This window comes from Caballeronia sp. LZ034LL (genome assembly GCF_031451215.1).
GTDB lineage: Bacteria > Pseudomonadota > Gammaproteobacteria > Burkholderiales > Burkholderiaceae > Caballeronia.
Window position 1 is genome coordinate 1,171,581 of the sequence record NZ_JARUXR010000002.1, and the last position, 25,364, is coordinate 1,196,944.

At 65.6% G+C, this 25,364-nt stretch carries 28 protein-coding genes; 12 read left to right on the plus strand and 16 right to left on the minus strand.

The genetic code is table 11. From position 1 onward, the window contains the following. Positions 1-135: 135 nt before the first annotated feature. From QCE83_RS19815 to QCE83_RS19825, 3 genes are read right to left on the minus strand one after another with little or no spacing between them, the layout of a single operon-like run. Positions 136-1,014 carry a tyrosine-protein phosphatase gene (locus QCE83_RS19815; protein WP_309814653.1) on the minus strand — a complete coding sequence of 293 codons (879 nt, stop codon included), beginning with the start codon at positions 1,012-1,014 and terminating at the stop codon, positions 136-138. After that, positions 1,011-2,306: an ATP-binding protein gene (locus QCE83_RS19820; RefSeq protein WP_309814655.1), complete on the minus strand. Its 1,296-nt coding sequence runs from the start codon at positions 2,304-2,306 to the stop codon at positions 1,011-1,013. The genes QCE83_RS19815 and QCE83_RS19820 overlap by 4 nt, the downstream gene beginning before the upstream one ends. A 4-nt stretch (positions 2,307-2,310) precedes the next feature. Then, positions 2,311-3,039, minus strand: coding sequence for a response regulator (locus QCE83_RS19825; protein ID WP_309814658.1), 729 nt, complete (start codon positions 3,037-3,039; stop codon positions 2,311-2,313). A gap of 233 nt (positions 3,040-3,272) precedes the next feature. Here QCE83_RS19825 and QCE83_RS19830 point away from each other — a divergent pair, with 233 nt between their 5' ends. Further along, entirely contained in the window at positions 3,273-4,022 is a 750-nt protein-coding gene (locus tag QCE83_RS19830; protein ID WP_309814660.1) for a response regulator, read from the plus strand. 15 nt (positions 4,023-4,037) lie between these two features. Here the strand turns inward: QCE83_RS19830 and QCE83_RS19835 are convergent, their stop codons facing one another. The 6 genes from QCE83_RS19835 to QCE83_RS19860 all read right to left on the minus strand — a co-directional run bounded on the left by QCE83_RS19835 (position 4,038) and on the right by QCE83_RS19860 (position 7,828). Next, complete coding sequence (locus tag QCE83_RS19835) at positions 4,038-4,691, minus strand: flagellar basal body L-ring protein FlgH (RefSeq protein ID WP_309814664.1); 654 nt, start codon at positions 4,689-4,691, stop codon at positions 4,038-4,040. A gap of 18 nt (positions 4,692-4,709) precedes the next feature. Beyond that, the gene (locus QCE83_RS19840; protein WP_309814667.1) at positions 4,710-5,330 is read right to left on the minus strand and encodes a hypothetical protein; all 621 of its coding nucleotides are present in this window, start codon (positions 5,328-5,330) and stop codon (positions 4,710-4,712) included. 1 nt (position 5,331) lies between these two features. Next, entirely contained in the window at positions 5,332-5,514 is a 183-nt protein-coding gene (locus QCE83_RS19845; RefSeq protein ID WP_309814669.1) for a DUF6726 family protein, read from the minus strand. 3 nt (positions 5,515-5,517) lie between these two features. Further along, entirely contained in the window at positions 5,518-5,688 is a 171-nt protein-coding gene (locus tag QCE83_RS19850; RefSeq protein WP_309814673.1) for a hypothetical protein, read from the minus strand. A 141-nt stretch (positions 5,689-5,829) separates the two neighbouring features. After that, complete coding sequence (locus QCE83_RS19855; protein WP_309814676.1) at positions 5,830-6,984, minus strand: phytanoyl-CoA dioxygenase family protein; 1,155 nt, start codon at positions 6,982-6,984, stop codon at positions 5,830-5,832. A 67-nt stretch (positions 6,985-7,051) separates the two neighbouring features. After that, positions 7,052-7,828, minus strand: a complete 777-nt coding sequence (locus tag QCE83_RS19860; protein WP_309814679.1) for a helix-turn-helix transcriptional regulator — start codon at positions 7,826-7,828, stop codon at positions 7,052-7,054. 97 nt (positions 7,829-7,925) lie between these two features. Between QCE83_RS19860 and QCE83_RS19865 the strand changes: the two genes are divergently transcribed. Together QCE83_RS19865 and QCE83_RS19870 are read left to right on the plus strand one after the other, a co-directional pair. Next, positions 7,926-8,204 (plus strand): hypothetical protein, encoded by a 279-nt coding sequence (locus QCE83_RS19865; protein ID WP_309814682.1) that lies wholly within the window; start codon positions 7,926-7,928, stop codon positions 8,202-8,204. Further along, on the plus strand, positions 8,201-9,157 hold the full coding sequence (locus tag QCE83_RS19870) for a zinc-binding alcohol dehydrogenase family protein (protein ID WP_309814685.1): 957 nt from the start codon (positions 8,201-8,203) through the stop codon (positions 9,155-9,157). Before QCE83_RS19865 ends, QCE83_RS19870 begins: the two co-directional genes overlap by 4 nt. 12 nt (positions 9,158-9,169) lie before the next feature. On the opposite strand, the gene QCE83_RS19875 is transcribed toward QCE83_RS19870, so the two are convergent. From QCE83_RS19875 to QCE83_RS19900, 6 genes are all read right to left on the minus strand, one after another. Continuing rightward, positions 9,170-9,514 carry a DUF3140 domain-containing protein gene (locus QCE83_RS19875; protein WP_309814688.1) on the minus strand — a complete coding sequence of 115 codons (345 nt, stop codon included), beginning with the start codon at positions 9,512-9,514 and terminating at the stop codon, positions 9,170-9,172. Between the two features lie 75 nt (positions 9,515-9,589). Continuing rightward, the gene (locus QCE83_RS19880; RefSeq protein WP_309814690.1) at positions 9,590-10,843 is read right to left on the minus strand and encodes a hydantoinase/carbamoylase family amidase; all 1,254 of its coding nucleotides are present in this window, start codon (positions 10,841-10,843) and stop codon (positions 9,590-9,592) included. Beyond that, the gene (locus tag QCE83_RS19885; RefSeq protein ID WP_309814693.1) at positions 10,840-11,721 is read right to left on the minus strand and encodes an alpha/beta hydrolase; all 882 of its coding nucleotides are present in this window, start codon (positions 11,719-11,721) and stop codon (positions 10,840-10,842) included. Before QCE83_RS19885 ends, QCE83_RS19880 begins: the two co-directional genes overlap by 4 nt. A gap of 16 nt (positions 11,722-11,737) precedes the next feature. Then, positions 11,738-12,871 (minus strand): pyridoxal phosphate-dependent aminotransferase, encoded by a 1,134-nt coding sequence (locus QCE83_RS19890; RefSeq protein ID WP_309814696.1) that lies wholly within the window; start codon positions 12,869-12,871, stop codon positions 11,738-11,740. A 10-nt stretch (positions 12,872-12,881) separates the two neighbouring features. Further along, positions 12,882-13,667: a short-chain dehydrogenase/reductase gene (locus tag QCE83_RS19895; RefSeq protein WP_309814699.1), complete on the minus strand. Its 786-nt coding sequence runs from the start codon at positions 13,665-13,667 to the stop codon at positions 12,882-12,884. A gap of 147 nt (positions 13,668-13,814) precedes the next feature. Further along, entirely contained in the window at positions 13,815-15,131 is a 1,317-nt protein-coding gene (locus QCE83_RS19900) for an MFS transporter (protein ID WP_309814704.1), read from the minus strand. 252 nt (positions 15,132-15,383) lie between these two features. On the opposite strand from QCE83_RS19900, the gene QCE83_RS19905 reads away from it, so the two are divergent. The 4 genes from QCE83_RS19905 (at position 15,384) to QCE83_RS19920 (ending at position 19,247) form a co-directional block, all read left to right on the plus strand. Further along, the gene (locus tag QCE83_RS19905) at positions 15,384-16,454 is read left to right on the plus strand and encodes an SDR family oxidoreductase (RefSeq protein ID WP_309814707.1); all 1,071 of its coding nucleotides are present in this window, start codon (positions 15,384-15,386) and stop codon (positions 16,452-16,454) included. Between the two features lie 59 nt (positions 16,455-16,513). Next, on the plus strand, positions 16,514-16,711 hold the full coding sequence (locus tag QCE83_RS19910; protein ID WP_309814710.1) for a hypothetical protein: 198 nt from the start codon (positions 16,514-16,516) through the stop codon (positions 16,709-16,711). Positions 16,712-16,793: 82 nt separating this feature from the next. Continuing rightward, the gene (locus QCE83_RS19915; RefSeq protein WP_309814712.1) at positions 16,794-17,102 is read left to right on the plus strand and encodes a DUF4148 domain-containing protein; all 309 of its coding nucleotides are present in this window, start codon (positions 16,794-16,796) and stop codon (positions 17,100-17,102) included. A 336-nt stretch (positions 17,103-17,438) separates the two neighbouring features. Beyond that, entirely contained in the window at positions 17,439-19,247 is a 1,809-nt protein-coding gene (locus tag QCE83_RS19920) for a serine hydrolase domain-containing protein (RefSeq protein WP_309815507.1), read from the plus strand. A gap of 16 nt (positions 19,248-19,263) precedes the next feature. On the opposite strand, the gene QCE83_RS19925 is transcribed toward QCE83_RS19920, so the two are convergent. After that, positions 19,264-20,025 carry a 3-oxoacyl-ACP reductase gene (locus QCE83_RS19925; RefSeq protein ID WP_309814715.1) on the minus strand — a complete coding sequence of 254 codons (762 nt, stop codon included), beginning with the start codon at positions 20,023-20,025 and terminating at the stop codon, positions 19,264-19,266. Positions 20,026-20,248: 223 nt separating this feature from the next. On the opposite strand from QCE83_RS19925, the gene QCE83_RS19930 reads away from it, so the two are divergent. From QCE83_RS19930 to QCE83_RS19950, 5 genes are read left to right on the plus strand one after another with little or no spacing between them, the layout of a single operon-like run. Next, positions 20,249-21,583, plus strand: a complete 1,335-nt coding sequence (locus QCE83_RS19930; RefSeq protein WP_309814717.1) for an LLM class flavin-dependent oxidoreductase — start codon at positions 20,249-20,251, stop codon at positions 21,581-21,583. Beyond that, positions 21,580-22,977 (plus strand): LLM class flavin-dependent oxidoreductase, encoded by a 1,398-nt coding sequence (locus tag QCE83_RS19935; protein WP_309814720.1) that lies wholly within the window; start codon positions 21,580-21,582, stop codon positions 22,975-22,977. Before QCE83_RS19930 ends, QCE83_RS19935 begins: the two co-directional genes overlap by 4 nt. Positions 22,978-23,036: 59 nt before the next feature. Continuing rightward, positions 23,037-23,864: a MetQ/NlpA family ABC transporter substrate-binding protein gene (locus QCE83_RS19940; protein ID WP_309814723.1), complete on the plus strand. Its 828-nt coding sequence runs from the start codon at positions 23,037-23,039 to the stop codon at positions 23,862-23,864. A 30-nt stretch (positions 23,865-23,894) separates the two neighbouring features. After that, complete coding sequence (locus QCE83_RS19945; protein WP_309814726.1) at positions 23,895-24,674, plus strand: methionine ABC transporter ATP-binding protein; 780 nt, start codon at positions 23,895-23,897, stop codon at positions 24,672-24,674. Between the two features lie 13 nt (positions 24,675-24,687). Then, positions 24,688-25,350: a methionine ABC transporter permease gene (locus QCE83_RS19950; RefSeq protein WP_404985231.1), complete on the plus strand. Its 663-nt coding sequence runs from the start codon at positions 24,688-24,690 to the stop codon at positions 25,348-25,350. Positions 25,351-25,364: the final 14 nt, after the last annotated feature.

Below are 25,364 nucleotides of genomic sequence, written 5' to 3' on the forward strand. Positions count from 1 at the left end.
TCCTTTCCGCATCTTTCCATCGGGTCAGGGAACGATGCCGCGGTGCTAATCTGCCTGCGTTGTACGAGTTGTACCGATCCCTCTTGCGGCTCACCCGTCTCGGGCGAGCCGTTTTTTTTCAGCGAGCGTCTCGTATCAAGCCAGCAGCTTCGCGCGCAACATGCCGATGTCGTCTCCGCTCAACGACAGCCCTTGCGACAGATAATCGTTGAGCGTGCCGAAACCGCCATACATCTCGTCGAATGCGGCTTCGAGGGTGGCGCTCTGCGCCTGATACAGCGGCGCCACGGTCGCGGTGGCTGTGCCGAGCCGCCCCGCGTGCGCCTGCATGCGCGCGGCGATCTGCGGCTGGGCCGCCGTGTTGGTCAGCAGATAGTCCTGGATGATCACGTCGAGCGGCACTTCCGCGATGGCCAGCAGCAGCGCCGCCGCCCAGCCGGTCCGGTCCTTGCCCACCGCGCCATGAATCACTTGCGGCCCGCTGACGCGCGCCAGCCGCGTCAGCAGCAGACCGAATTGCAACCGTGCCACCGGATCCGTGACCAGCTTGCGCTGCCGTTCGATCATCCATGCGCTTGCCGCCGCCGCATCGCGCGGCATGGCGGAGACGACATCGATCGGCGCGACTTCATGCGTCTCGCGCACCGCATTCGCCGGCACGCGATCCACTGCCAGCGAAGCCTCGGCCACCGTGCGCAGATCATGCAGCGCGCGCAGACCGAGCCGCGCCAGCGTGGCGGCATCGGCGTCATTGGGCGTGAACGCACCCGAGCGATAGAACACGCCGCGCCGCAGACGGCGTCCATCGACGGAGGCGTAACCATCGCCGATACCCGCCACGTCGCGGAAATTTTCGACCGACGCCACGCGCGGCGTCTCCGCCACGGCGGCATCGTCGCTTGCGCCGCCGCATGCCGATAGCAGCGCACTCGCGCCGAATGCGGTCGAGAGCAGCGCGGCGCCGCGCAGAAAGGCGCGACGCGAGGTCGGAGTCGGGAGCGAAGTGACGATCATGTTGATTGAACGGGAATGACGATACGCACGACCAGCCCGCCGCCCTCGGCATTGCCGATCTCACAGCGGCCCTGCTGCTCGCGCACCAGACGTTCGACGATGGCAAGACCCAGCCCGCAATGTCCGTTGCCGCTGCGCGCGGGATCGAGCCGCACGAAGGGGCGCAGCGCATCGTCGAGTTGTGCGTCAGGAATGCCGGGGCCGTGATCGCGCACTTCGATCAGCCAGTCGGCACGCAGTCGCGCAGTCCTGATCTCCACAGGCGGCTCGCCATGTTCGAACGCGTTATCGACGAGATTGGTCAGCAGCCGGTCGATGAAGGTCCGCGGCAACACGAACCCGTCGCCTGCATGCAGCGACAGCCGGAACAGCGCATCGTCGCCGTCCTCGGGCGCAGCGAACTGTTCTGCGATGAAGGCATCCACGCCCGCCGGCGCGCTTTCGGACGGCGCGCGCGCGGCGAACTCGAGGAACTGCTGGACGATGCGCGTCATCGAGTCGATGTCGCGCAGGAAATGCGCGCGTTCGCGCTCATCCTTCGCGAGCACCGTCGCGCGCAACGACAGACGCGTGAGCGGCGCCTTCAGATCGTGCGCGATGCCGGCGAGCATGACCGCGCGGTCGTCGTCGGCCTCGGCGATCTTGCTCACCATCTGGTTGAACGCACCGATCAGATCGCGCAACTCGCGCGGACCCCGTTCGCCCACCGGCACCGGCCGCTCGCCGCCGCCGAAGCGCCGCGCGGCCTGCGCGACCCGCGCCAGCGGACGCTGCAATTGCCACGTGACGAACAGCGACAGCAGCAACGCGCCGCACAGCAACACGACGGACTCGGTGAAGATGGGCGCGGGCGGCGGCAGGTCGATGGGCGTGACGATCCAGAACGCGCTCGACGGATAGCGCACCCACAGGCGCGGCATCTTGCGCCCGATGCTGTCGATGGCGATCTGCGAGCCGGGCGGCAGGCCGTCGGCAATCTGCTTCGCGAGATGCGCGTGACGCGTCGTCAGCGGATCCTGGAGTTCGAGCGGCTCCGGCATGTTCCAGACCGGCACGATATGCACGCGCGTCTGGCGCATCAGCTTGCCGCCGAGCGTCACGTCGTTGTGCGCGGCTTCCAGCACGATCAGCAGCGCGCGTGCGTAGCCATCGGCTTCCTTGTGCGGCGCTTGAATGTGCAGCATCGCGAACCATCCGCCTTGCAGCACCAGCAGCACGCAGACCGACAGCAGCGCCATGCGCCCGAACAAGGTATCCGCGATGACGCGCGGCGAGAAAGCAGCCAGACGCATCGCCTTAGGTCCGGATGCGTTCGTGTGCGGCGTCTTCCCCATCGGGCACGAAGACAAAGCCTTGTCCGCGCACGGTCTGCAAGTGACGCGGTTGCGACGGATCATCTTCGATCAGACGGCGCAGCCGCCACACCGGCACGTCGAGGCCACGGTCGCGGAACGGCAGGTCGTCGCGATGCACGAGGTCGTGCAGCAAGACGCGCGACAGCACCTTGTACGGATGCTTGATGAACACCTTGAGCAACGCGAACTCGCTCTCGCGCAACGGAATGCGCTTCTCGCCGCAGATCAGCGCGCGCGTGACGAAGTCCACTTCGAAGCGTCCGAAGCGTTCGCGAGCGCAGCGTTCGGGCTGGCTCGGCGTGCTTGCGCGACGCCGCAACACCGCTTCGATGCGTGCGAGCAGTTCGCGTGGATCGAAGGGTTTCGCGAGGTAATCGTCCGCGCCGGTCTGCAGCCCGGCGATCTTCTCGGCCACGCTGTCGCAGCCCGTCACGAAGATCACCGGAATGTCCTCGCCCGCCGCGCGCAGGTCGCGCAGCGCGCGCAGGCCGTCGGTGTCCGGCATCATGATGTCCAGCACGACGATGGAAGGACGCTCCAGTTCCAGCCGACGGCGCAGCCCCGCGCCGTCGTGCAGCACGGAAACCTCGATGCCTTGCGTATGAAAGAAGCGGCGCAGCAGATCGCGCACCGCGGAATCGTCGTCGACGATCAGAACCGATGTAGCCATATCGAAATTTTATTCGGTGCTTATTGCAATCGGCGCGCACCACTTTATTCGGCACATTACCGTTTCTTACGACAGCACACGCCGCGCCCTTGCGTTACTGCACGCCATGCCCCGTCAGACCAGCCGCCACGGACGCCGGCGGCATGCGCCACTCGTCAGGAATCCCGTAACAGAAAGAAATGGAAAGTTTCGCGCGATGGCCAGGCCGCCGATGCCGAACATAGAATCGGCGCATGACATCACATGTACTCATGGTCGACGACGACCCCGTCGTGCGCGAACACGTGCGCGGCTTCCTGACGCAACACGGCCTCGAAGTGTCGGTGCTGGACGACGGCATCGCGCTCAGGAGCGCCGTGCAGAACCTGCGGCCCGCGCTGGTCGTGCTCGACGTGATGATGCCCGGTAAGGACGGCATCAGCGCATTGCGTGAACTGCGCCACGCACACGACGACGTTCCCGTGATCCTGCTCACCGCGCGGTCGGACGTGCTGGATCGCGTGATCGGACTCGAACTCGGCGCGGACGATTATCTCGGCAAGCCTTTCGATCCGCGCGAACTGCTGGCGCGCATCCGCACCATCCTGCGACGCCGCAACGGCGCATCGTCGTTCGTGCCGGGCGCGCCGGAAATGCGTCCGAGCTATCGCTTCGGTCCCTTCGAGATGGACTTCAGCGCGCGTGAACTGCGCCGCGACGGCGAACGCATCGCGCTGCGCTCGGGTGAGTTCGCGCTGCTGAAGACGCTCGTGAAGAACCAGATGACCGTGCTCTCGCGTGCGCAGCTGAACGAGCATCTGCGCGGCGCGGGCGCGCATCGCGACCGCAGTCTCGACGTATCGATCTGGCGGCTGCGCCGTCTGCTCGAAACCGACCCGTCCGAGCCGCGCTATGTGCAGACTGTCTGGGGCCAGGGCTATATCTTCGTGCCGCATGGCGATCCGAGCGCGGCGGGACGCATCGCTGCGCGGCCGGCACAGTGACGCGATGTCGTAGGCTCAGAACGTCAGCACGCTCATGAAGAGATGCTGCAACCATCCCATCGTGGTCGAATCGGCGAGCATGCCCACGCCCGCCTGTTCGATGCGCGCATTCGCCACCTTGTTCGACGCCACGTAATTCCCCGCCTCGATGTCCTTCGGATTGACGATGCCGGAGAAGCGCAGCTGATCCTGATTGCCGCTCATCGCGATGATCTTGTCGCCTGCCACCACGAGATTTCCGCCAGGCAGCGTACCGATCACCGACACCGCGAGCGTGCCGCTCATCGCGCTCAGGTTGCTGGTGCTGCCATTCCCTTTGAACGACGTATCCGCCGAGCCCACGTTGAACAGCCGTGCAAGGCGCGCGGCCGCGCCGGTCGATTGATCGGCGGCCGTGGCGCTGATGCTGCTCGCGCGGCTCGCGCTGGCATCGGCGGTATTGCTGCCCGAGTAAGACTCGGAGAGGCGAATGGTCAGCACGTCGCCGACGCGCTGCGCCCGCGAGGTCTCGTACAGCGACACCGAATTGCCCGCCTGATAGATCGCGCCGAGCGTGTTGACGTTGACCGGCTGCGCGACGGCCGGCGCATAAGTCGGCATCTCGACGATGGACCGCGACGACGAACACGCCGACAGCGCACATGCGCACAACAAGACTGTCAATTTCATGACGATGCTTTCCGGAATTCAAGGGGTGTCATGCAAGGCGGCGAGACGCCATTTGTCGTCCGTCTCGCGCAACCAGGTTTCGTAGGCCTTCAGGCGATAGATCACGCGCGCCGTCGCCGACGCGCCGTTCGCCTCCAGCGTGATGGAGCTCGACGCGTTCTCCCAGCGGCGCGTCCGGTAGCCGTTCGCCCGCTCGACGCGGCCCGCGCCGAACCGCGACGACAAGGCCGCGCCGAAATCGTCGGCCATGCGGGCATCGATCACGAACGACATGCGATACAAACGCGGCGCGGCATCGCCCGGCATCGCGGCGAAACGCAGCACGTGGTCGCGCGCGGGGGCGCCGTCGACGACTGCTTGCGACGCCTGCCATCCCGCCTCGCCGCGATGCGCCCACTTGCAGCTGATGGTCAGGCTGTGCGGATCGCGCAGCACCATGCCGAGCGCCGCCGATTCGACGTCGGTGTCGCACAGCGCGACGCTGCGCGGCGGCGTGGCGCGCGCGGGCTCTTCGCGGCGGAACACATCCAGCGGAACGCCGAGCCGCAGCCCGCGAAAATCGAAGGGCTGCTGCGCGTGTGCTGCTGCGGGCAACAGCATCGCGACGAACAGTACGCAAGGGAGAAGGAGGCGCTTCATGTCAGTCGATCGCCGAGGCGCACACATCGAACGGCGTGGCCGCCGCGTGGCCGACCACCGGCACGACCTTGAGCGTCGCCGCCGTCACGCGGCACGGCAGCGCGGCGAGCGCGCAGCCTTCGAGCGTCAGCGGACACGCTGCGAGCGCCGCGCACGCGAGCGCAAATCGAACGATCGCGGGCATGGCTCAGGCGGTCGTATCGACGTGATTGCCGAGATGCGCGGGGTTGCTCACCGGCGTCTTCGTCGTGGTCGAGGGAAGGCTTTCCGCGGCCGGGACTTCGGTGTTGCGCCGGATCGGCAGCGTGTTCGCCGTCTGCGGCACCGCGTGGCTGTTGAGGGGACTGTTGACGTTCATGCTGCGCGCTCCTTGGAGAAAATGGACGTTGCTTCTTGCAACGGCAGCCATCTTCTCCGGGCGCGAGGCACGGCGATCGGTTGAGAAAAATGCGCTTTTCGTCAGTGCTTACGAGGCGTTACCCACGCGTTACCGATTGTTTTATGTGGTGCGTTTCCACGCGTGCTGACGCAGTGCGTCGGTAAAACGCCCGACCGGCCAGCCTTCATGCAGCGCCTCGCGCAACAGCACTTGCTGGCTCGGCGGCGCGAGACCGCCCGAAGGCGGATCGCGATCGAGATTCGTCGGAAACGCATAGCCCTCCGCGCACGAAGCGATGACCGCCTCGATCTCCTCATCGCTCATGCGGCCGCTGGACTTGCTTTCGCTCAGGACCGGATACACGGCTTCGCACAGGCGCGCGCGATCCACTGATTCCATCGCGCGACCGTAGGCCGACGACACCTGCAACAGGTTGGCCATGCGCTGCACGTCGCGCGTATGGTTGGCGCCCGCTGCATGGAACAGCGCGGGACTGAAGAACAGCGCATCGCCCTTTTCGAGCGGCAATTGCACGCAGTGCGCCTCGAAGTACGCGCGAAAGTCCGCACGCCGCCACGCGAGGTAGCCCGGTGCATAGCGCTGCGAAAACGGCAGGAGCTTCGTCGGGCCGCTTTCCACCGGCATGTCGCTGTGCGCCACCGCGCCCTGCAAGGTCAGGAACGGTGACATCGCGTGAACATGCGCGGGATAGCGGCGCACTTCCTCTTCGGTCTGGAAACCCAGGTGATAGTCGCGATGCGCCTCCTGCGCCGCGCCGCCCGGCCGCACGACATTGACCTGCGACGTCATCTGATACGCCGGGCCGAGCCACGCTTCAGCCATGCACGCGAGGAACGGGTTCGCGAAGTAGCGCGCGAAGACATCGGGCGCTTGCAGGCAGAGCTTTTCCTGCGCGTTCCAGATGCGGTCGTTCGCGCCGGCCTTCGCGAAGTGATCCGCGCGGCTCGTGCCCTGCTCGCGCTCTTGCCGGATGATGTCTTCGAAGACGGCGGTGGCGTCGTCGATCGGAGCGATGTCGGCATAGGCATGCTTCAGCACCAGCACGCCGGCGCCCGCGCGCAAGACCTCGGCCCATTCAGCCTGCAAGGCCATGCGTTCGGATGGGTCGCTGCCCAGCGCGGCGCAATCGTAGAGCGGAATGCCTCGCTGAACCGAAGCGGCGTGACGCGGCGGATGCGCCTCTTCCTGCGCGAGGTCGCGTTCGAAGTCATCGAGGGAACAGGCGTGCTCGTCATACCAGTTCGTCTGGTTCATGTCTCCTCCGTCGCTTGTCCGTCCGACGATAGTATCCCGAACCGTCCCGCCAGCAAGCCAGACGCGTTCAGCCGTTCGCGTGGTAACGGCCGGGCGTCGTGCCGAACGTGCGTCGAAACACGTCGATGAACGCGCTGATGTTCTCGTAGCCCGTTTCCAGCGCGATGGTCGTCACCGGCACACGATCGGCGACGCGCTCCAGCGCCCGCAGCATGCGCGCCTGCTGACGCCACTGCGCGAAGGTCAGCCCGGTGTCGGCCATGAAGCGGCGGCTCAGCGTGCGCGGCGATACCCCGGCCCACGCGGCCCATTCTTCGAGACGGCGGTTATCGGCGAGATCGTTGGCGAGCGCGTCCGTGATCTTCAGCAACGCCGGATCACGCGGACGCTGCAGATGAAACGGCGCTTCGGGCGCGGCGGCGAGTTCATCGAGGATGACGTCGGCGATACGCGTCCGCGCCGCATCGAGCAGGTCGTCCTGCCACGAGGACGCGCGATGCACCGCTTCACGCAGCAGCGGCGTGGCGCGAATGGCGCGCGGCTCGGCGGGCAAGGCCGCGCAACGCGCCTCGGCCACGAACACGCTCCAACCCGAGAACGGTCCGTAGGACCGCACCGAATGCGCCCGATGCGGCGGAATCCAGATGGCATGAACGGCAGGCACAACCCATTGGCGCGTATCGACGCCGATCGACACCAGTCCGCTCGACGCCCCCATCAACTGGCCGCGCGCGTGGCTGTGCGAAGCCACTTCGCGCGGCTCGCTTTGCGTGAGCTCGGCGGCGGCGAGGAACGGGCCGTCCTGCGACATCACCAGTTCGGGGCGGATCAGGGGTGTATTCATGGCCGGATTTCGGTATCGAATGGCCTTTATACCGGAGACGGGCCTCGGGCGCACGTCTAGACTCGGCTTCATTGATTCACTCATGGAGCCAGTTGCAATGCGAGCCAGCCAGATGCTTCCCGATCATCTCGACGAAACCCGTCTCAACGGCACGACGGTCCGCAAGGGCACGGTCGGCGCCTTCCTCGTCAACTCGCGTGTGTGGAGCGATCCGCACGCCAGCCCCGCATGCCGCGCCGAGGCCGCACGCGACATCGAAGAAGCCTTGCCGGCATTGCTCGCGCTCGGCCTGTTCGACGTGCTGGACATCCGTGATCCGGCATTGCGCGCATGGCTGGCCGGACTCGGCGCCTCAATCAAACAGGAGCAAGCATGAAAGCAGCAGTCGTCAAACAGGCAGGCATCCAACCCGTATGGGCTGAATTCGAAGAACCGGTGGCCTCGCGTGAACAGGGCATCGTGACGGTCGGCGCGTCGGCATTGAGCCGACTGACGCGCGGACGGGCATCGGGCGAACACTATTCGTCGTCGAAGACCTATCCGTTCGTCGCGGGCGTCGATGGCGCGGGTCGTCTCGACGACGGCCGGCGCGTCTACTTCTTCGGTCCGGCAGCGCCGTTCGGCGCGATGGCCGAGCGCACGCTGGTGCCGCTCGAACATTGTTTGCCGCTGGCCGATTCCATCGATGACATTGATGCCGCCGCCATCGCCATTCCCGGCATGTCGTCATGGGCGGCGCTCACGGAGCGCGCGAAGTTCGTTGCCGGAGAGACCATCTTGATCAACGGCGCGACCGGCGCGTCGGGGCAGCTTGCCGTGCAGGTGGCGAATCGGCTCGGCGCGGGCAAGATCATCGCGACGGGACGCAATCGCGCGATGCTCGAGAAACTGCAAGACATGGGCGCGGACACGATCATCACGCTGGACGGCGACGAAGCCGCCCTGAGCCGTGCATTCGAAGCGCAGTGCACGGAGGGCGTCGATATCGTGCTGGACTATCTGTGGGGGCCGAGCGCGCGGGCGTTGCTGATTGCGGCCGCGCGTGCATCCGAAGCACAACGCGCGTTGCGCTTCGTGCAGATCGGTTCGATGAGCGGGCAGGAGATCGCGCTGCCGGCGGCCGTGTTGCGATCGAGCGCGATCAGCCTGCTCGGCAGCGGCCTGGGAAGCGTCGCGATGCCGCGTCTGTTCGCGGCCATGCAGGCGGTGTTGAACGCGGCAGCGGAAGGCGGCCTGCACGTCGAAACGGAAGCCGTGCCGATGCCGCATCTCGCCGACCACTGGAACGACGATGCCGGACGCGACCGCATCGTGTTCGTGAACGGCTGAGGGCACGCGCGCTCATTTGAGCGGATCGTGTCCCCAGTTCATCAGCGAGTAACGCCAGTGCGAATGCTCGACCTCATGCGGACGCTGCGCAAGGTGTCGCTTCACATAGCCGTTCACCTTGCGCATGTGCGCGTAGTCGCCCGTGCCGAGATCGGCTTTCTTCTTGCCGAGAATCTCGATGATGTGCCGCCCCGACTTGTGCCCCACCGACTCCCCGCCGTCTTTCTTCTGTCCAACTTCGCGGGACTCGTCGGTATCAAGCCACTTGTCGAGTTGCGACGCCGTCATGTTGACGAGCTCCTTGAACGTCGCGTACGTCTCTGCATCGTCGTCCGATGAATCCTGATGCGCGGTCATGCTTGCCTCCTTTTTAAGTCGAACGGACCTTGCACGCTGAGTCAGCAAGCCCCGCTCCCGCCTTCAGGAAGCCATTCACGAAGCCAGTTCGACGAGCACATCCGCCAGCACGCGCGTCCCGGCAGCCAGATCCGCCGACGCCGTGAATTCCGCCTCGCAGTGCGTCAGCCCGAGATGCGACGGCACGAAGATCATGCCGCTCGGACACACCGCGTGCAGATAGCGCGCATCGTGGCCCGCCGTGGACAGGATGTCGCGCTGCGGCAGATCGAGCCGGGTCGCGGCTTCACGGATCAACGTGCGCATCCGTTCAGGAAAGTCGAGCGACATCGCCGTGGAAAGCTCCGTCACCTGCACCGTGCACACGCCCGCATGCGCCTCGCAGATCGGCGCGATGCGGTCGCCGAGACGCGTCAGCGTGTCCGAGTCGGGATGCCGCAAGTCGATGGAGAAGTCCACCGAACTCGCCACCACCGACGGCGCGCTCGGCTTCACATCGAAACGCCCGACCGTGAACTTCACGATGTCCTCGGCGTCGTGCATCGCATCGGCCAGCGCCTGCACCATCGCGATGGCGGCCAGCAGCGCGTCCTTGCGTTCCGCGCGCGTGGACGTGCCCGCATGCGCCGCCTCGCCGTCCACGCGCACCTTGAACGTGCGCTTGCCCTGGATGCCCGTCACGACGCCGATGGTCAATCCCTCCCTCTCCAGCATCGGCCCTTGCTCGATATGCGCTTCGACGAACGCGGCCGGCCGCAGCCCCAGCGCGCGCTCGGGCACATCGTGCAAGGATTCACGCACGTCCGCGAGCGCCGCCGCCACGCTGACGCCAGCCTTGTCCGTCACGGCGCGCACATCATCGAGTTCACGCGCCCCCGCAAACACCGCCGATCCCATCATGCCGGGCGCGAAACGCGAGCCCTCCTCGTTCATCCACGCAACTATATCGATGGACGCACGCGGCCTCGCGCCCGACGCGATGATCGCCTCCACGGCCTCGAACGCGGCCAGCACGCCATAGACGCCGTCGAACTTGCCGCCGGTCGGTTGCGAATCGAGATGTGATCCCGACATCACCGGCGGCGCGTTCACGTCCGTGCCTTCGAGGCGCAGGAACAGATTGCCGATGGCATCGACGGACGGCTTGAGGCCCAGCGCCTCGCCCCAGCGCACGAGTTCGCGCTGCGCCTGCGCATCTTCCGCCGAGAGCGCCTGCCGGTTCACGCCGCCCTTCTCCGTGGCGCCGATGCGCGCCATCGCGTCGAGCCGGCCAGCGAGACGCTGTTCATCGACGAACGCGCTTGCGCGGGTCTGTGCCGGCGCGCTCATGATGTCTTCATGATCTGCGCGGGCACCGCGCGCGGATCGCGCGGCAGCCAGCGGTCCTGCTCGACCATCGCGAGAAACTCGGCGACATGCTGATTGAACAGCGCCGGTTCTTCGAGATTGAGCGTATGGCCGGTCTTCGCCATCACGACCAGTCCGCTCGCCGGCACCGTGCGCTTCAGGAAGATGCCGGGCTGAAGACAATGATCGTCCTCGTCCCCGACGACGATCAGCGTCGGCACCGTCATCGCCTGAAGACGGGCTTCGAGGTCATAAATGGACGGACGGCGCGCCTGCACGCCGCGCATCGTCAGCGCCGAGCCGCGCGCGGAATGTTCGCCGAGCATCGTCGCGAATTCGAGCCAGCCGCGCGGGTCCTTCACCTGGAACGCAATGCGCGATGCCGCCAGCGCGTAAGTCTTCGAGAACTGCTCGGCGCCCTGCGCCTCGAACTGCTTCGCCACTTCGAGCGACACGTCGCGGAAGTGATCCTCGAATGCCTTCTCCGCGCCATAGCCCGCGCCCGCGACCACGAGCGAACGGGCACGCTCCGGATAGTCGAGCCCGAAGTGCAGCGTGGCGAGGCCGCCCATCGACAGGCCCACGATATGCGCGCGATCGATCTTCAATGCGTCGAGCACGTCGCGGATATCGCGCGCGGCGATGGACTGCGAATAGCGCTCGATGTCGTCGGGCACGTCGGAGGGCGCATAGCCGCGCGCCGCGAAGGCAATGCAGCGATAACGCCGGCTGAAGTAGCGCATCTGCGGTTCCCAGCTGCGCAGGTCGCCGCCGAATTCATGCACGAAGACGAGCGGCGTGCCTTCGCCGGCTTCTTCGTAGTACAGGTTCACATCGTCGGTGGTTTTCAAATACGGCATGTCGGTTCCGGCCTCGTCAGAATTGATTCGCGGGCTGCTTGATGGACCGCGCGCGCTCGACCATCGAAGGCAGCAGTTCGCAGAAGCGGTCGGCCCAGGCTTCCGGCACCGTCAGACTCACCTTCACGAAGCGATGCCCGAATTCCTTCGTGTGGTATGCGCCCTGACGGATCATCACACGCTCGGCCTGGAACGCCTCCACCAGCGCTTCCGGCGTGATGCCCGCGTTGATGGTTTCCACGACGAGCAGATTCGCCTGCGACGGATACACCGGCACGCTCAATCCTTCCACATTCTTCGCTGCCTCGACGACCGCCGCCTGATTGCGTCGCTGACGCCGGTTGATCTCGGGAAACCAATCGTTCTTCGTGCGCAGCCCGGCGATGGCCGCGCGTTGCGACAGCACATTGCTGCCGAGATTGTTCGGCGGCGCGGAAGCGAAGCGTTCGATCAGATCCGGATGCGCGATCACCGCGCCGAGCCGCATGCCCGCCAGACCGAGCCACTTCGAGAAGCTGTACGTGACGATGGTCTTCTCGGGATAGAAGCGGTAAGCAGGCGTGAAGCTGTCGGCGAACTGGAAGTAGGTGGCGTCATGAATGAAATAGGCGCCGACCGAACGCGCGATCTCCGCGAACTCGCGAATCTCGTCTTCCGTGTGACAGGTGCCGAGCGGATTGTTCGGGTCCACCAGATAGATCACACCGGTGTTCTCGTTCACCGCCGCGCGCAGTTGCGCGGGCGTGAGCTTATAGTGCTGGCCGGCCGAGTAAATCGGCAGTTCGATCACGCGCGAGCCGGCGCGCGCGGCGAACTGCATCGGCCAGGCCCAGCTCGGATTGGTGGTGACGAAATCCTTGCCCGCTTCGCAAATGTTGCGGCAGACGTTGTACAGCCCTTCCACCGCGCCGTCGGTGACCATCACCGACGCATCCGGCAAGCCGATGTCCTCGCGGATCAGCTGCCGCAGTTCCTCGAAGCCGAGCGGCGGCGCATAGGCGTGGTACTCGCCGCCATCGAGTGCGTCGATGACGGCCTGGCGCACGGCAGGATGCGGCTCGAAGTGATTGGTGTTCTGGCCCAGCCACATCAGCCCTTCGCTGTTGCAGAGCCGGTCGAAATAGGCGTTGCGTTCCTCGAATCGACGCATGTCGTCCCCCTCAGATGATGGAACGGCGCGACGCAATGCCGCCGTCGATGGTCACGATCGTGCCCGTGATATAAGCCGCGCGATCCGACGCAAGCCATACGATCAGGCCGGCCACTTCGTCGGCACGGGCTGCACGCTTGCCGGGATATTTGTCGAACAGTTCTTCCCAGCGGCTTTCGTCGTTGTACCAGTCGAGCGCGCGGCGCTTCATCAGCTTCACCATGCGGTCGGTGGCCACCGGTCCCGGATTCACGCCCACCACGCGGATGCCGTCGTCCAGCGCCCAGCCGCCGATCGCACGCGTGAAGGCCATCATCGCCGCGTTGCCCGTCGAACCGATGATGTAGTTCGCGTCCCAGTTCTCGCCCGAATTGCCGATGTCGTTGACGATCACGCCGCTGCCGCGCTGCTTCATTGACGCATACAGTTCGCGCGTCAGCGTGACGTAGGAAAAGATCTTCATGTCGAGACTCGCGCGCCACTCCGCGTCGCTCATCTTGTCGAGCGGGCCGGGGCTGGAATCCGCCGCGTTGTTCACCAGGATGTCCGCGTTCGAGCAGGCGCGCGCCAGGTCGATGGCGTTCTGCGTGACGGAGAGATCCGTCGCATGCACGTGGACGCGCGTGCCGTGCTTCGTCGCGATCTCGTCCTGCGCGCGATGCAGCGCATCCGCCGAACGCGCCGCCAGGTGCAGCTCCGCCACGCCTTCCGCGGCGAATGCCCACGCCGTCGCCAGCCCGATGCCTTTCGATGCGCCCGTGATCAGCGCCGATTTGCCTTTCAGGTTCAAGTCCATGATTGTCCTCCTTAATGTATTTCTATGTGGTTTCTATGAATACACAAACTAACACGAAGAAATACAAATTCACACTGCTGTGGACGAAAAAAAACCGGCATGCGCATCACGCGGCATGCCGGCTTCCCTACTGCGAGATTCGAAAAATCAGCGGTTCACGAGCTTGGCGGGAATCAGCAGGATCATCGCGGCCCCGACGACCAGCACGCCCGCCGACACATACATGGCGATCACGGAGGTATGCGTGAGATCGCGCAGCCAGCCGATCAGATAGGGACTCACGAAGCCCGCGAGCCCGGCGAACGCATTGATGGCCGCGATGCCCGCCGCCGCGCCCGTGCCGGCGAGGATCGCGGACGGCAGCGCCCAGAAGAGCGGCCCGGGCGTCAGCACGCCGGCCGCCGCCAGCGAGAGGCCGAGCAACGCGAGCGGCACGTTCGATCCCGCGCCGGCCGTGACGGCATAACCCACCGCGCCGACGAGCATCGGCACGATCAGATGCCAGCGGCGCTCGCCGGTACGGTCCGAATTGTGGCCGCAGGAGACCATGGCGATCGCGCCGAAGATGAACGGGATCGCCGAGAGCACGCCGATATGCAGCGCGCCCGAGACGCCCGATGCCTTGATGAGTGTCGGCATCCAGAAGGTCAGGCCGTACTGGCCCATGATGACGCAGAAGTAAATCAGCGCCATCAACAGCATGCGCGGGTCGCGGAACACCTGGCCGACCGTCTGCGAGATGCGCGTGTGCTTGGACGGGACCGAATCGAGCGCATTCGCGATGATCGCGGCTTCCTCGCGTGTCAGCCACATCGCCTTTTCCGGACGGTTCTCCAGATAGAAGAACGCCGCGATGCCCAGCACGAGCGACGGCAGCGCCTCGATGAGAAACAGCCAGCGCCAGCCCGGATGCCCGTGCGAGCCATTGAAGGCTTCGAGGATCCACCCCGACAGCGGCCCGCCGATGATGCCCGCCAGCGGAATGCCCACCATGAAGATGGCCAGCACGTGGGAGCGGCGGCGCGCCGGATACCACTGCATGAGATAGAGCACGATGCCGGGATAGAAGCCTGCCTCGGCCGAGCCGAGCAGGAAGCGCAGCACATAGAACTGGGTGGGCGTCTGCACGAAGAAGAAGGCGCCGGAAATGAGCGCCCACGTCACCATGATGCGGGCGATCCAGGCCTTCGCGCCGACGCGCTGCATCATCAGGTTGCTCGGCACCTCGAAGAGGAAATAGCCGATGAAGAACACGCCCGCGCCCAGGCCGTAGATGGTTTCGCTGAACTGGAGGTCGCTCAGCATCTGGAGTTTCGCGAAGCCGATGTTCACGCGGTCCAGATAGGCCGCGACATAGCAGAGGATCAGGAAGGGAATCAGCCGCAGCGTGACCTTGCGGTAAGTGCGGTCCTCGATCATCTGCGCCTGCGCTACGTCGCCCGGCGCATGCAGCGTGTCGCTCATTGACTGCTCCTTGTGGTGCGTGCCTTCGGTTCAGTGGTGGAAAACCCGCTCTCTGTATCTGGTTCGGGCTTCAATGTATTCCGATGATACTCAAACAAAATACATTGCAAGCGGTTTTTTAGGTGGAATGGGGCGTGCGTAAGTCATCAGGTGATGTCAGCAGGTTTCCCGGCGAGACGGCACACTGATGCGATACGCCTCCGCGTCGGCCGGAACCGACCGCATTCACCCACCCGAACAGAAAGAGAAGCAATGGATAAACGAGCACTGATCATCGGCGGCACCGGTATTGTCGGACGCAACCTCGCCGAGCACCTTCACGCGCGCGGCGACTGGACGATTGCCGGACTGTCGCGCGGCCGCACGCCCGTTCCCGCCGGCATGGAACCGATCACGGCGGACCTCACGTCGGCGGCTTCGGTGGCGGACGCGCTCAAGGAGCGCCAGTTCAGCCACGTCTTCTTCACCGCATGGGCGCGTCAGGCGACCGAAGCCGAGAACATCCGCGTCAACGGCGCGATGGTCGGGAACGTGCTCGCGGCGCTCGGCCCGGGCGGCGCGCTGTCGCATGCCGCGCTCGTCACCGGCCTGAAGCACTATCTCGGTCCGTTCGAAGCGTATGCCCAGGGCAGCGTGCCCACGACGCCGTTCCGCGAGGAACAGGGCCGCCAGCCCGTCGACAACTTCTATTACGAGCAGGAAGACCGGCTCTTCGAGGCCGCCAGCCGCTATGGCTTCGGCTGGAGCGTGCATCGGCCGCATACGATCATCGGCTATGCGGTCGGCAACGCGATGAACATGGGCGTGACGCTCGCCGTCTACGCCACGCTGTGCAAGGAAACCGGCGCGCCCTTCGTGTTCCCTGGCTCGGCCGCGCAATGGAACGGACTCACCGACATGACCGACGCGCGTCTGCTCGCCCGCCATCTCGAATGGGCCGCGACGTCCGCGCCGGCCCGCGACGAGGCGTTCAACGTCGTCAACGGCGACGTGTTCCGCTGGAACTGGATGTGGGCGCGCATCGCCGGGTATTTCGGCATCGAGCCGGCGCCTTTCGACGGCGAGACGCGTCCGCTCGACAGCCGCATGCAGCAGGCGCGCGCCCAGTGGACGGATATTGCGGCGCGGCATGGTCTGGCCGAGCAGGATATCGACCGGCTGGTGTCCTGGTGGCATACGGACGCCGACCTCGGCCGCCCGATGGAAGTGCTCACCGACATGTCGAAGAGCCGCAAGCTCGGCTTTCTCGACTATCAGAGCACGCCCGATGCGTTCTTCGACCTGTTCGACCGCCTGAAGCGCGAACGCATCATTCCCGCGTGACGAACCGGGCGGGCATTCCCGATGCTCTGTGTTTGTCTCAACGTACACGGGAGCCGGACATGAGCAAAGACGTGAAAGTGACCCCTGCGAAGCCCGGCTGGAAAGCCGAAATCCCTCGGGAAGACCATACCTTCGTGGTGGTGACGGCAAAGAAGGACGATGCAATCCATGCCGCCAAGGCCCTGGAACCGGAGGCGCCGGTCGAAGTCGAGGACGAGCCCGGCCAGCCTGACAAGCCTGACGCCGATCCATCCTGAGGGCGATGCCGGCGTGCGCCGCGCCTGCCGGCCGCGCGGGCATCGTTCATACTGCCGGCAGCGCCATCAGCGGAGACGCACCATGAAGCTGTCAGGAACACGACTAACCATAACCATCGGTGCGCTGGCCGTTGCGCTGGCCGGCTGCGTCACCTCCGCCGGGCAATACGGCACCGGCGCCAATGGCCGGCACCTGAGTCCCCAACAATGCGTGGATCTCACCGCGCTCAAAAGCCAGGCGCCCCTGACGCGCGCGCGCAACGACAGCGAACTGGCCGCCCTCGAAGAAGCGGGCTACAACCCGTCGCTGTTCTTCGACCCGTATTACCCGGACGACCTGCATCAGGCGCAGCGTATCGTGGACCAGTGGTATCAGGCGGAGTGCCGGTAACGCGGGATCGACGGCCGGGACTCTCATTTACCTACCCTCATTCCCATTCCTAACGTATATTTCTCGGCAGTGACTTAAGAAGCGCGTCATCGAAGGGACCGGACGTCGCCTGCTCGCTCGAGCGGCGACGTCCGTCGCATTGCGCACGATGAACAAGCAACACAGCAATCGCGATGTCCCGTTTCACGGCCCCGGCCGCACCAGCTTCTCCCAGGTCACGCAGCGCACGTTGCCATTCCAACCGCACTTCTCCGCCCTGTGAGAGGAACTGCCGTGTCCGACATCAAGCGCATCAACCCAGCCCCCGTTCGCCTCGAGCGCCGCCACTTCCTCGGCATGACCGGCGCCGGCCTGCTCGCCACCCTGCTGCCCGGCTGCGGCAGTAGCGACGACGATCATTCGTCGTATCCGCAGACCGTCGCGATGGGTCAGCAGATGATCCAGCAGGCCATCAACGATCCGGAAGAACCGGTGGCGGGCATCTCCGTCGCCATGCTCAAGGGCAATACGGTGTTCTGGCAGCAGGCTTTCGGGGTGTCGTCGGTGCCGGCGAAGACCGCCGCGACGACGCAGACGCGCTTCAACATCGGCTCGGTCAGCAAGCTGTTCGCGGCGCTGTCGGCGGCGATCCTGCAGGACCGCGGACTTCTCGCGCTCGATACCCCGATCGTCAAGTATCTGCCGACCTTCACGATGCTCTCGCCGGAATTCGCGCAGATCACCACGCGGCATCTGCTGTCGCACTCGTCGGGATTTCCTGGAACGAATGGCCGCAACCTGTTCACGTTCGCTCCGGTGGCGGGCTACGCCGCCGACACGCAAGCCGAACTCGCCAACACGCACCTGAAACATCTGCCGGGCGAGCTGGCCGTGTATTGCAACGACGGCTTCACGATGGTCGAACAGCTCGTGCTGGCGCTCAGCGGGCAGACCTACGCGGATTTCGTGCAGACGAACATCCTCGCGCCGCTCAAGATGACGAGCTCCAGCTATCTGACGAGCGTGCCCTCCAGCGGCTCGTTCTCTTATCCGTTCGTGAACGGCACGCAGTATCAGGAATTCGTCAACGCGTATGCCACCGGCGGCCTCAGCTCCACGCCGACCGACATGATGAATCTCGCGCAGATGTTCCTCGGCGGCGGCGTGTTCCAGGGAACGCGCGTGGTGTCGTCGGCGGGCATCGCGGAGATGGGCATGGACCAGACCACACAACTCACGATCAACCCCGCGCCCGATTTCCACTGGGGTCTCGGCTGGGATTCGGTGCAGCAGCCGGCATTGGGCGCCGCCGGCGTGCTCGGCTGGGAAAAGGATGGCGGCACCGCGTACTACTCGACCGAGTTCTTCGTCGTGCCGAAGGCGCAGCTGGCCCTGCTCATCACCGGCAATTCCGGTTATGACGCGCGCGGCATCGCGGAAGCGCTGGTGCTGTCCGCGCTGAAGGAAGACGGCACCATCGCCGCGCTGCCGCCGAAGGTAGGCACCACGGTGGCGCCGGTGTCGTCGGGGCCGAATATCGCAGCGGCCGGCGGCATCTACGGCAATTCGGACTCGCCGCTGCAAGTCATCGCCAATGCGGACGGCAGCGTGCAGTTGAACCAGTGGAACGGGAAGACGCGCGTATGGAAGCAGCTCGGCGCGTATCAGTATCGCAGCGACGGCTGGTGGGCGAGCAGCGCCGATCCCACCTCGGCCTATCAATTCACCGTGGTGACGGGCACCGACAGCGGCGGCAATCCCTACAACTTCCGCTACCTGATGAAGCGCGTGGTGCCCGGCGCGGGCTATGCGTATCTGACGCTGCCGCTCGGCCAGCAGTTGGCGCCGCTCGCCCCGCTCGACGCCGCCTGGCAACAGCGCCTCGGCACGCAATGGACGCTGACGAACGACGCACCGTCCGCCGTGCCCATCGTCGTGCTCGGCAACGAGCCTGCCTTCCTTACGAGCCTCCCGGAACTGCCGGGCTACGTGCTGTACGGCAACGAGGATCTGCGCTATCAGCTCATCGTGCCGCTCGAAGACGATCGCGGCTTCATGTCGGTGAAAGTGCCCGGCAACTTCGGCCGCGATCTGTACGAGATCCGCTTCGCGCCAGGCAACGACTCGACCCTGACGCTGGGCAGTTCGATCTACGCGAAGCTGTAAGCGCGCGCGGTCTGGCTCAGCCCTTGACCAGACCGCCATCGACGACGAGGTTCTGTCCCGTCACCGCGCGCGCCCACGGCGACAGGAAGAACAGGACCGCATCGGCGAATTCGGCGGGCGTCGTGACGCGGCGCAGCGGCGTGAAGCCCGCGACCATGTCGAAGACGGCTTCGGGCGTCGCGCTGCTGGCGTCGGTGGTGCGCAGCAGGCCGCCCGACACCATGTTCACCGTGATGCCGTCCGGCCCGAGATCGTTCGACGCGGTTCTCGTCAGCGCCAGCAACGCCGCCTTGGCCGCGGTGTAGTCGTGATACGGCACGACCGGATTCTGGAACAGGTTGGTCCCGACATTCACGATACGGCCGAAGCCCGCCGCGCGCATCGCGGGCAGCGCGGCCTGGATTGTGTTCAGCGCGCCTTTCACAGCGCCTTCGATCTGCTGCTGAAAGCGCGTCCATTCGATGTCGCCGAGCTTCGGACGCGCGTCGCCGTCGAAGCTGAAATCGGCCAATGCGTTGTTCACCACGGCATGAATGTGCCGGCCGGTCTTGGCGTTGGCTTCGTCGAACAGGCGGGCGACCGAAGCGGCGTCGGTGACGTCGCCCTGCACAGCCACCACGCGCGGCCCGAGACGCTCGGCCAGCGCGTGCGCCTGCGCCTCGCTCTGCCGATAGTTGATGACGACGCCCGCGCCTTCGCGAGCCAGCGCTTCCGTGATGGCCGCGCCAAGGCCCCGCGCGCCACCGGTCACCAGTACGTTTTGTTCAGACAGCAGCATCGACTTCTCCGATGTTTGTTTGGACTGGGCGGTCCATTATGCAGGACCGCACGCACTGAACCGGATCGCCAGCAAATAAAACGGCGCACTCCGCCGCGCGCCATCGCGCGATAACGATATCTGCATTCGTTGGTTTGCCCGACGGTCATCTCTCGCGACAATGCTTTTCCCCCGGCGTGCACACCAGGCGCACGCCGCCTCAGCATTCCACGAGACCACGATCATGGCTGCCGCGCCTCCCCGTCGCATGCATCTCGCGACGCTCCTGCAACCGAACGGACATCACACGGCGGGCTGGCGTCACCCCGACGCGGAACTCGGCGGCGACCATGGCTTCGAGCTGTATCGCAAGCTGGCGCAGACGGCGGAACGCGGCCGCTTCGACGTGCTCTTCCTCGCGGATGCCGTCGGCCTGCGGGAGCGCGAGACGGTCGAACAGCTGAGCCGCTCGCCGATCACCGTGAATCTCGAACCGCTCGGCCTGCTGTCGGCGCTGTCCGTGGTGACGTCGCGCATCGGACTGGCCGCGACGGCATCGACGACCTACAACGAGCCGTATCACGTCGCACGCAAGTTCGCGACGCTCGATCATCTGAGCGGCGGACGCGCGGGCTGGAATGTCGTGACGTCGTTCACCGATGGCGAAGCGCGCAATTTCAATCGTGAGCATCATCCGGATCATGCCAGCCGCTACAGCCGCGCCCGCGAGTTCGTTGCGGTCGTGCGCGGTCTGTGGGACAGCTGGGACGACGACGCCTTCGTGCGCGACAAGCACACGGGCCGCTACTTCGATCCGGCGGGACTGCACGTGCTGGATCATCGCGGCGAGCATTTCTCGGTCCGCGGGCCGCTCAATCTCGCGCGCTCGCCGCAGGGGCATCCGGTGATCTTCCAGGCCGGTTCGTCCGATGACGGCATCGGCCTCGCCGCTGCCACGGCCGATGCCGTGTACGTCGCCGCGCAGACACTCGAGGAAGCACAGACCTACTACGCGCGCCTGAAGCTCGAGGTGGCCGCGCTGGGCCGCGCGCCCGATGCCGTGAAGATCCTTCCCGGCATCCAGCCGTTCATCGGACGCACCGAAAAGGAAGCACAGGAAAAGCATCGCGCCTTGCTGGACCTGATTCACCCCGACGCGGGGCTGGGCATTCTCTCCACGCTGATCGGCGTGGACATGTCCGCTTATCCGCTCGACGGCCTCGTGCCCGACCTGCCCGTCACCGAAAGCCATCGGAGCCGGCAGAAGCTGCTGCTCGATCTCGCGCGCCGGCACAAGCTCACGGTCAGGCAGCTCTACGGTCACGTGTGCAATGGCGCCGGCCACCATACCGTGACGGGCACGCCCGTGCAGATCGCCGACCGCCTGCAGCACTGGTTCGAAAACGGCGCCGCCGACGGCTTCAACATTCTTCCGCCCTGGCTGCCGGGCGGCCTCGACGACTTCGTCGATTACGTGATTCCCGAACTGCAACGGCGCGGCCTGTTTCGCCGCGAATACGAAGGACGCACGCTGCGCGATCATCTCGGGCTGCAACGGCCGGTGCGGAGTCACGCATGAGCACACCCGCCATGTCGGTTGTAAAAGCACCGATCCGCATCAACGCGTTCGCGATGCAAAGTCCGGTGCATCAGTCGCCGGGGCTCTGGCGTCATCCGCGTGACCGTTCGCTCGACTATGCGTCGCTCGATTACTGGGTGTCGCTCGCGCGCACGCTGGAGCGCGGGCTCGTCGATGCCCTCTTCATCGCGGACAGCCTCGAGTTCAACGACATCCACGGCGGCAATACCGACGCCGCGCTCCGCCATGCCGCGCAAGTCCCGAAGCACGATCCGCTGATGTCGATCTCGGCGATGGCCTTCGCGACCGCGCATCTTGGCTTCGGCGTGACGAGCAATGCGAACCATGAGCCGCCTTATCCGTTTGCGCGCCGCATGTCGACGCTCGATCATCTGACCGGCGGACGCATCGGCTGGAACATCGTCACGGGATACAGCCGGAGCAGCGCCCGCGCGCTGGGACAGTCCGGCGTGATTGCGCATGACGACCGCTATGCCATCGCCGACGAATACATGGACGTGGTCTACAAGCTCTGGGAAGGCAGCTGGCAGGACGGGGCCGCCGTGCGCGACCGCGCGACCGGCGTCTATGCGCGGCCGGAACAGGTGCGGCGCATCGTCCATGAGGGCCGTCATTTCAAAATGGACGCGATCCATCTGGCCGAGCCCTCGCCACAGCGCACGCCCTTGCTGTTCCAGGCCGGGTCGTCGGCGCGCGGCCAGCGCTTCGCCGGCAGACACGCCGAATGCGTGTACGTGAGCGGACCGAGCCAGGCGGTGCTCGCGCCGGTGGTCTCCGCCACGCGCGCGGAGGCCGTGCGCGCGGGGCGCCGCGCCGACGACATCCTGTTCTTCGCGATGGCGACGATCATCGCGGGCCGCACCGAAGCCGAGGCGCGCGACAAGCTCGCCGACTACGAACGCTTCATCAGCACCGACGCGGCGCTCGCGCTGTTCTCCGGATGGACCGGCATCGACTTTTCGCGGCTGGATCCGGACGCGCCGATCCGGCATCTGAAGATCGAAGACGGCATTCGCTCCGCGCTCGAAAACTTCACGACCGGCGACCCGGAGCGCGTGTGGACCGTCGGCGAACTCGCGCGCCACAACGCGATTGGCGGACGCGGGCCGCTGTTCGTGGGCTCGCCGGAACAGGTGGCCGACGAGATGGAAGCATGGATGGATGCGACCGGCATCGACGGCTTCAATCTGAGTTATGCCGTCACGCCCGAGGCCTACGAAGATTTCGCGGACCTGATCGTGCCCGAGCTTCAGCGCCGTGGCCGCTACAAGCACGGCTACACCCCCGGCACGCTGCGCGAGAAGCTGTTCGCCCCGCGCGGCGCGCGGCTTCCCGACCGGCATCCGGGCGCGGCATTCCGTTTCGTCGAGTAAGACCGCTCGACTTCGTCTCTCGCAGCACTCATCCACACCATAGAAAAGGAAGCAGCACCATGTTCTCCAAAACCGTGCTCAAACTGGCCATCGGGGTCATTGCAAGCGGCCTGCTCGCGGCCGGCGCGCAGGCGCAGGTCGCCCATGCGGCGCCCGCCAAGCCGCGCGTGCTCAAGGTCGCCACGGGAGGCGTCGCGCCTTATGCCGACATCCTCAAGTTCGCACTCGATCACTCCGACCTGAAGCAACAGGGCATCGACGTGCAGGTCGTGCAGATGACCGACTTCGTGCAGATCAATCCGCTGACGGCGCAGAAGCAGCTCGACGCCAACTTCTTCCAGCACTTCCCTTTCCTCGACCAGTCGAATCACGACAATCACACGCAGCTGGTGCCCGTGACGCCCGTCTTCACGTCCGTGTTCGGCGCGTATTCACGCCGCTACAAGTCGATCAAGGATCTTCCGGACGGCAGCCTGATCGTGTTCCCGAACGATCCCGCCAACAGCGGCCGCTCGCTCGCGCTGTTCGCCGACTACGGCCTCATCACGCTGCGCCCCGGCGCCGGCATCAAGGCGACGCAGGCCGATATCGCCGGCAATCCGCATCACTTCAAGTTCCGCGAAGTCGATCAGCTGATGCTCACGCGCACGCTCGACGACGCGGACCTCGTGGCCATCAACGCCGCCTATATCCTGCAGCTCGGCATGAGTCCCGCCAAGGACGCGCTGATCACGGAAAAGGTGGACCGCTTCCCGAGCGGACTGGTGGCGCGGCCCGACAACAAGAACGACGAAGCGGTGCAGAAGCTCGCGAAGGCGCTGACCACGCCCGAGGTCCGTCAGTTCATGACGCAGAAGTTCGGCGACTCGGTCAAGCCGCTGTTCTGATCACCCGATCCCACCTTTCGTGAGGCGCTCATGTTCGAACTGGACAACGTCAGCAAGCACTACGAGGCGCGCAAGCAACGCGTCGAAGCCGTCACGCAAGTGTCCCTGCGGGTCGAGGAAGGCGACATCTTCGGCATCGTGGGCTTTTCGGGCGCGGGCAAGTCGTCGCTCATCCGTATGATGAACCTGCTCGACCGCCCGTCGAGCGGCAGTGTGCGCCTGAGAGGACGCGACCTCACGGAACTGAGTCCCGCCGAATTGCGCGAGGCGCGGCAGTCCGTCGCGATGATCTTCCAGCACTTCAATCTGATCAGCAACAAGACCGTGGCGGCGAACGTCTCGTTTCCGCTCGAGATCGCGAGGCTGCCGCGTGCGCAGCGTGACGCCCGGGTACGCGAATGCCTGTCGATCGTCGGGCTGCTCGACAAGCACGATGCCTGGCCCGCGACGCTGTCAGGCGGCCAGAAGCAGCGCGTGGCGATTGCCCGTGCGATGGCAAACCGTCCCTCGGTCCTGTTGTGCGACGAGCCGACCTCGGCGCTCGACCCGCATTCGTCCCGGGAAATCCTCGACTTCCTGCTGAAGCTCAATCGCGAACTCGGCGTGACGATCGTCATCGTCACGCATCAGATGTCGATCGTGAACGAGATCTGCAACAAGGTGGGCGTCATGGAAGCAGGCAGGCTCGTCGAAACCTTCGCGCTCGCCGATCGCCATCATCAACCCGTCACCGATATCGGCCGCCTGCTCGTGCGGCAACGTGACACCGTCATCGCCGCACCGGCGGAAGCGAGGCGCGCCTATGCATGACACGATCGACCCCATCGTCGCCAATATCCTGCACCGTCTGCCCGAACTGCTGGTGTCCCTGAGCGAGACCTTCCTGATGGTGGGCATCGCGCTGGCGGCCGCCGTGCTGATCGGCATTCCGGTGGGCACGCTGCTCTATCTCACCCGCCGTGGCGGGCTGGTGGAACGGCCCCGGCTCTTCGCGCTCTTCGACGTGCTCGTGAACATCGTGCGTTCGTTCCCGTTCATGATCCTGATCGTCGCGCTCATTCCGGTCACGCGCTTCCTGCTGGGCACGTCGCTCGGCACGGTGGCCGCTTCGGTGCCGCTGTCGATTGTCGCGGTCGTGTACTACGGACGGCTGGTGGAACAGTCGCTGCTCGATGTCGATCGCGGCGTCATCACCGCCGCCGTCTCGATGGGCGCCACGCTGCCCAGGATCGTCTTCGGCGTGCTGCTGGTCGAAGCGCGCTCGGGCATCGTCTACGGACTGACCATCGCGACCATCAGCTTCTTGTCGTTTTCGACGCTGGCCGGCGCGGTAGGCGGTGGCGGCATCGGCGACTTCGCGATCCGCTACGGCTACTTCCGTTTCGAGACCGACACCATGATCTTCACGATCATCGTGATCGTGCTGCTCGTGCAGCTGATCCAGTTCTCGGGCAGCCGGCTGTCACGCGTCATCGACAGGCGCTGAGCCGGCCAGGCCGG

Coding starts and splice junctions, on each gene's coding strand:
- QCE83_RS19910 (WP_309814710.1), top strand. CDS start 16,514: ATGAGCAAAGACGTGAAAGTGACCCCTGCGAAGCCCGGCTGGAAAGCC.
- QCE83_RS19885 (WP_309814693.1), bottom strand. CDS start 11,721: ATGCCGTATTTGAAAACCACCGACGATGTGAACCTGTACTACGAAGAA.
- QCE83_RS19830 (WP_309814660.1), top strand. CDS start 3,273: ATGACATCACATGTACTCATGGTCGACGACGACCCCGTCGTGCGCGAA.
- QCE83_RS19820 (WP_309814655.1), bottom strand. CDS start 2,306: ATGCGTCTGGCTGCTTTCTCGCCGCGCGTCATCGCGGATACCTTGTTC.
- QCE83_RS19930 (WP_309814717.1), top strand. CDS start 20,249: ATGGCTGCCGCGCCTCCCCGTCGCATGCATCTCGCGACGCTCCTGCAA.
- QCE83_RS19870 (WP_309814685.1), top strand. CDS start 8,201: ATGAAAGCAGCAGTCGTCAAACAGGCAGGCATCCAACCCGTATGGGCT.
- QCE83_RS19895 (WP_309814699.1), bottom strand. CDS start 13,667: ATGGACTTGAACCTGAAAGGCAAATCGGCGCTGATCACGGGCGCATCG.
- QCE83_RS19905 (WP_309814707.1), top strand. CDS start 15,384: ATGGATAAACGAGCACTGATCATCGGCGGCACCGGTATTGTCGGACGC.
- QCE83_RS19875 (WP_309814688.1), bottom strand. CDS start 9,514: ATGACCGCGCATCAGGATTCATCGGACGACGATGCAGAGACGTACGCG.
- QCE83_RS19920 (WP_309815507.1), top strand. CDS start 17,439: ATGACCGGCGCCGGCCTGCTCGCCACCCTGCTGCCCGGCTGCGGCAGT.
- QCE83_RS19815 (WP_309814653.1), bottom strand. CDS start 1,014: ATGATCGTCACTTCGCTCCCGACTCCGACCTCGCGTCGCGCCTTTCTG.
- QCE83_RS19890 (WP_309814696.1), bottom strand. CDS start 12,871: ATGCGTCGATTCGAGGAACGCAACGCCTATTTCGACCGGCTCTGCAAC.
- QCE83_RS19850 (WP_309814673.1), bottom strand. CDS start 5,688: ATGAACGTCAACAGTCCCCTCAACAGCCACGCGGTGCCGCAGACGGCG.
- QCE83_RS19915 (WP_309814712.1), top strand. CDS start 16,794: ATGAAGCTGTCAGGAACACGACTAACCATAACCATCGGTGCGCTGGCC.
- QCE83_RS19840 (WP_309814667.1), bottom strand. CDS start 5,330: ATGAAGCGCCTCCTTCTCCCTTGCGTACTGTTCGTCGCGATGCTGTTG.
- QCE83_RS19935 (WP_309814720.1), top strand. CDS start 21,580: ATGAGCACACCCGCCATGTCGGTTGTAAAAGCACCGATCCGCATCAAC.
- QCE83_RS19880 (WP_309814690.1), bottom strand. CDS start 10,843: ATGAGCGCGCCGGCACAGACCCGCGCAAGCGCGTTCGTCGATGAACAG.
- QCE83_RS19825 (WP_309814658.1), bottom strand. CDS start 3,039: ATGGCTACATCGGTTCTGATCGTCGACGACGATTCCGCGGTGCGCGAT.
- QCE83_RS19865 (WP_309814682.1), top strand. CDS start 7,926: ATGCGAGCCAGCCAGATGCTTCCCGATCATCTCGACGAAACCCGTCTC.
- QCE83_RS19835 (WP_309814664.1), bottom strand. CDS start 4,691: ATGAAATTGACAGTCTTGTTGTGCGCATGTGCGCTGTCGGCGTGTTCG.
- QCE83_RS19900 (WP_309814704.1), bottom strand. CDS start 15,131: ATGAGCGACACGCTGCATGCGCCGGGCGACGTAGCGCAGGCGCAGATG.
- QCE83_RS19940 (WP_309814723.1), top strand. CDS start 23,037: ATGTTCTCCAAAACCGTGCTCAAACTGGCCATCGGGGTCATTGCAAGC.
- QCE83_RS19860 (WP_309814679.1), bottom strand. CDS start 7,828: ATGAATACACCCCTGATCCGCCCCGAACTGGTGATGTCGCAGGACGGC.
- QCE83_RS19945 (WP_309814726.1), top strand. CDS start 23,895: ATGTTCGAACTGGACAACGTCAGCAAGCACTACGAGGCGCGCAAGCAA.
- QCE83_RS19845 (WP_309814669.1), bottom strand. CDS start 5,514: ATGCCCGCGATCGTTCGATTTGCGCTCGCGTGCGCGGCGCTCGCAGCG.
- QCE83_RS19855 (WP_309814676.1), bottom strand. CDS start 6,984: ATGAACCAGACGAACTGGTATGACGAGCACGCCTGTTCCCTCGATGAC.
- QCE83_RS19925 (WP_309814715.1), bottom strand. CDS start 20,025: ATGCTGCTGTCTGAACAAAACGTACTGGTGACCGGTGGCGCGCGGGGC.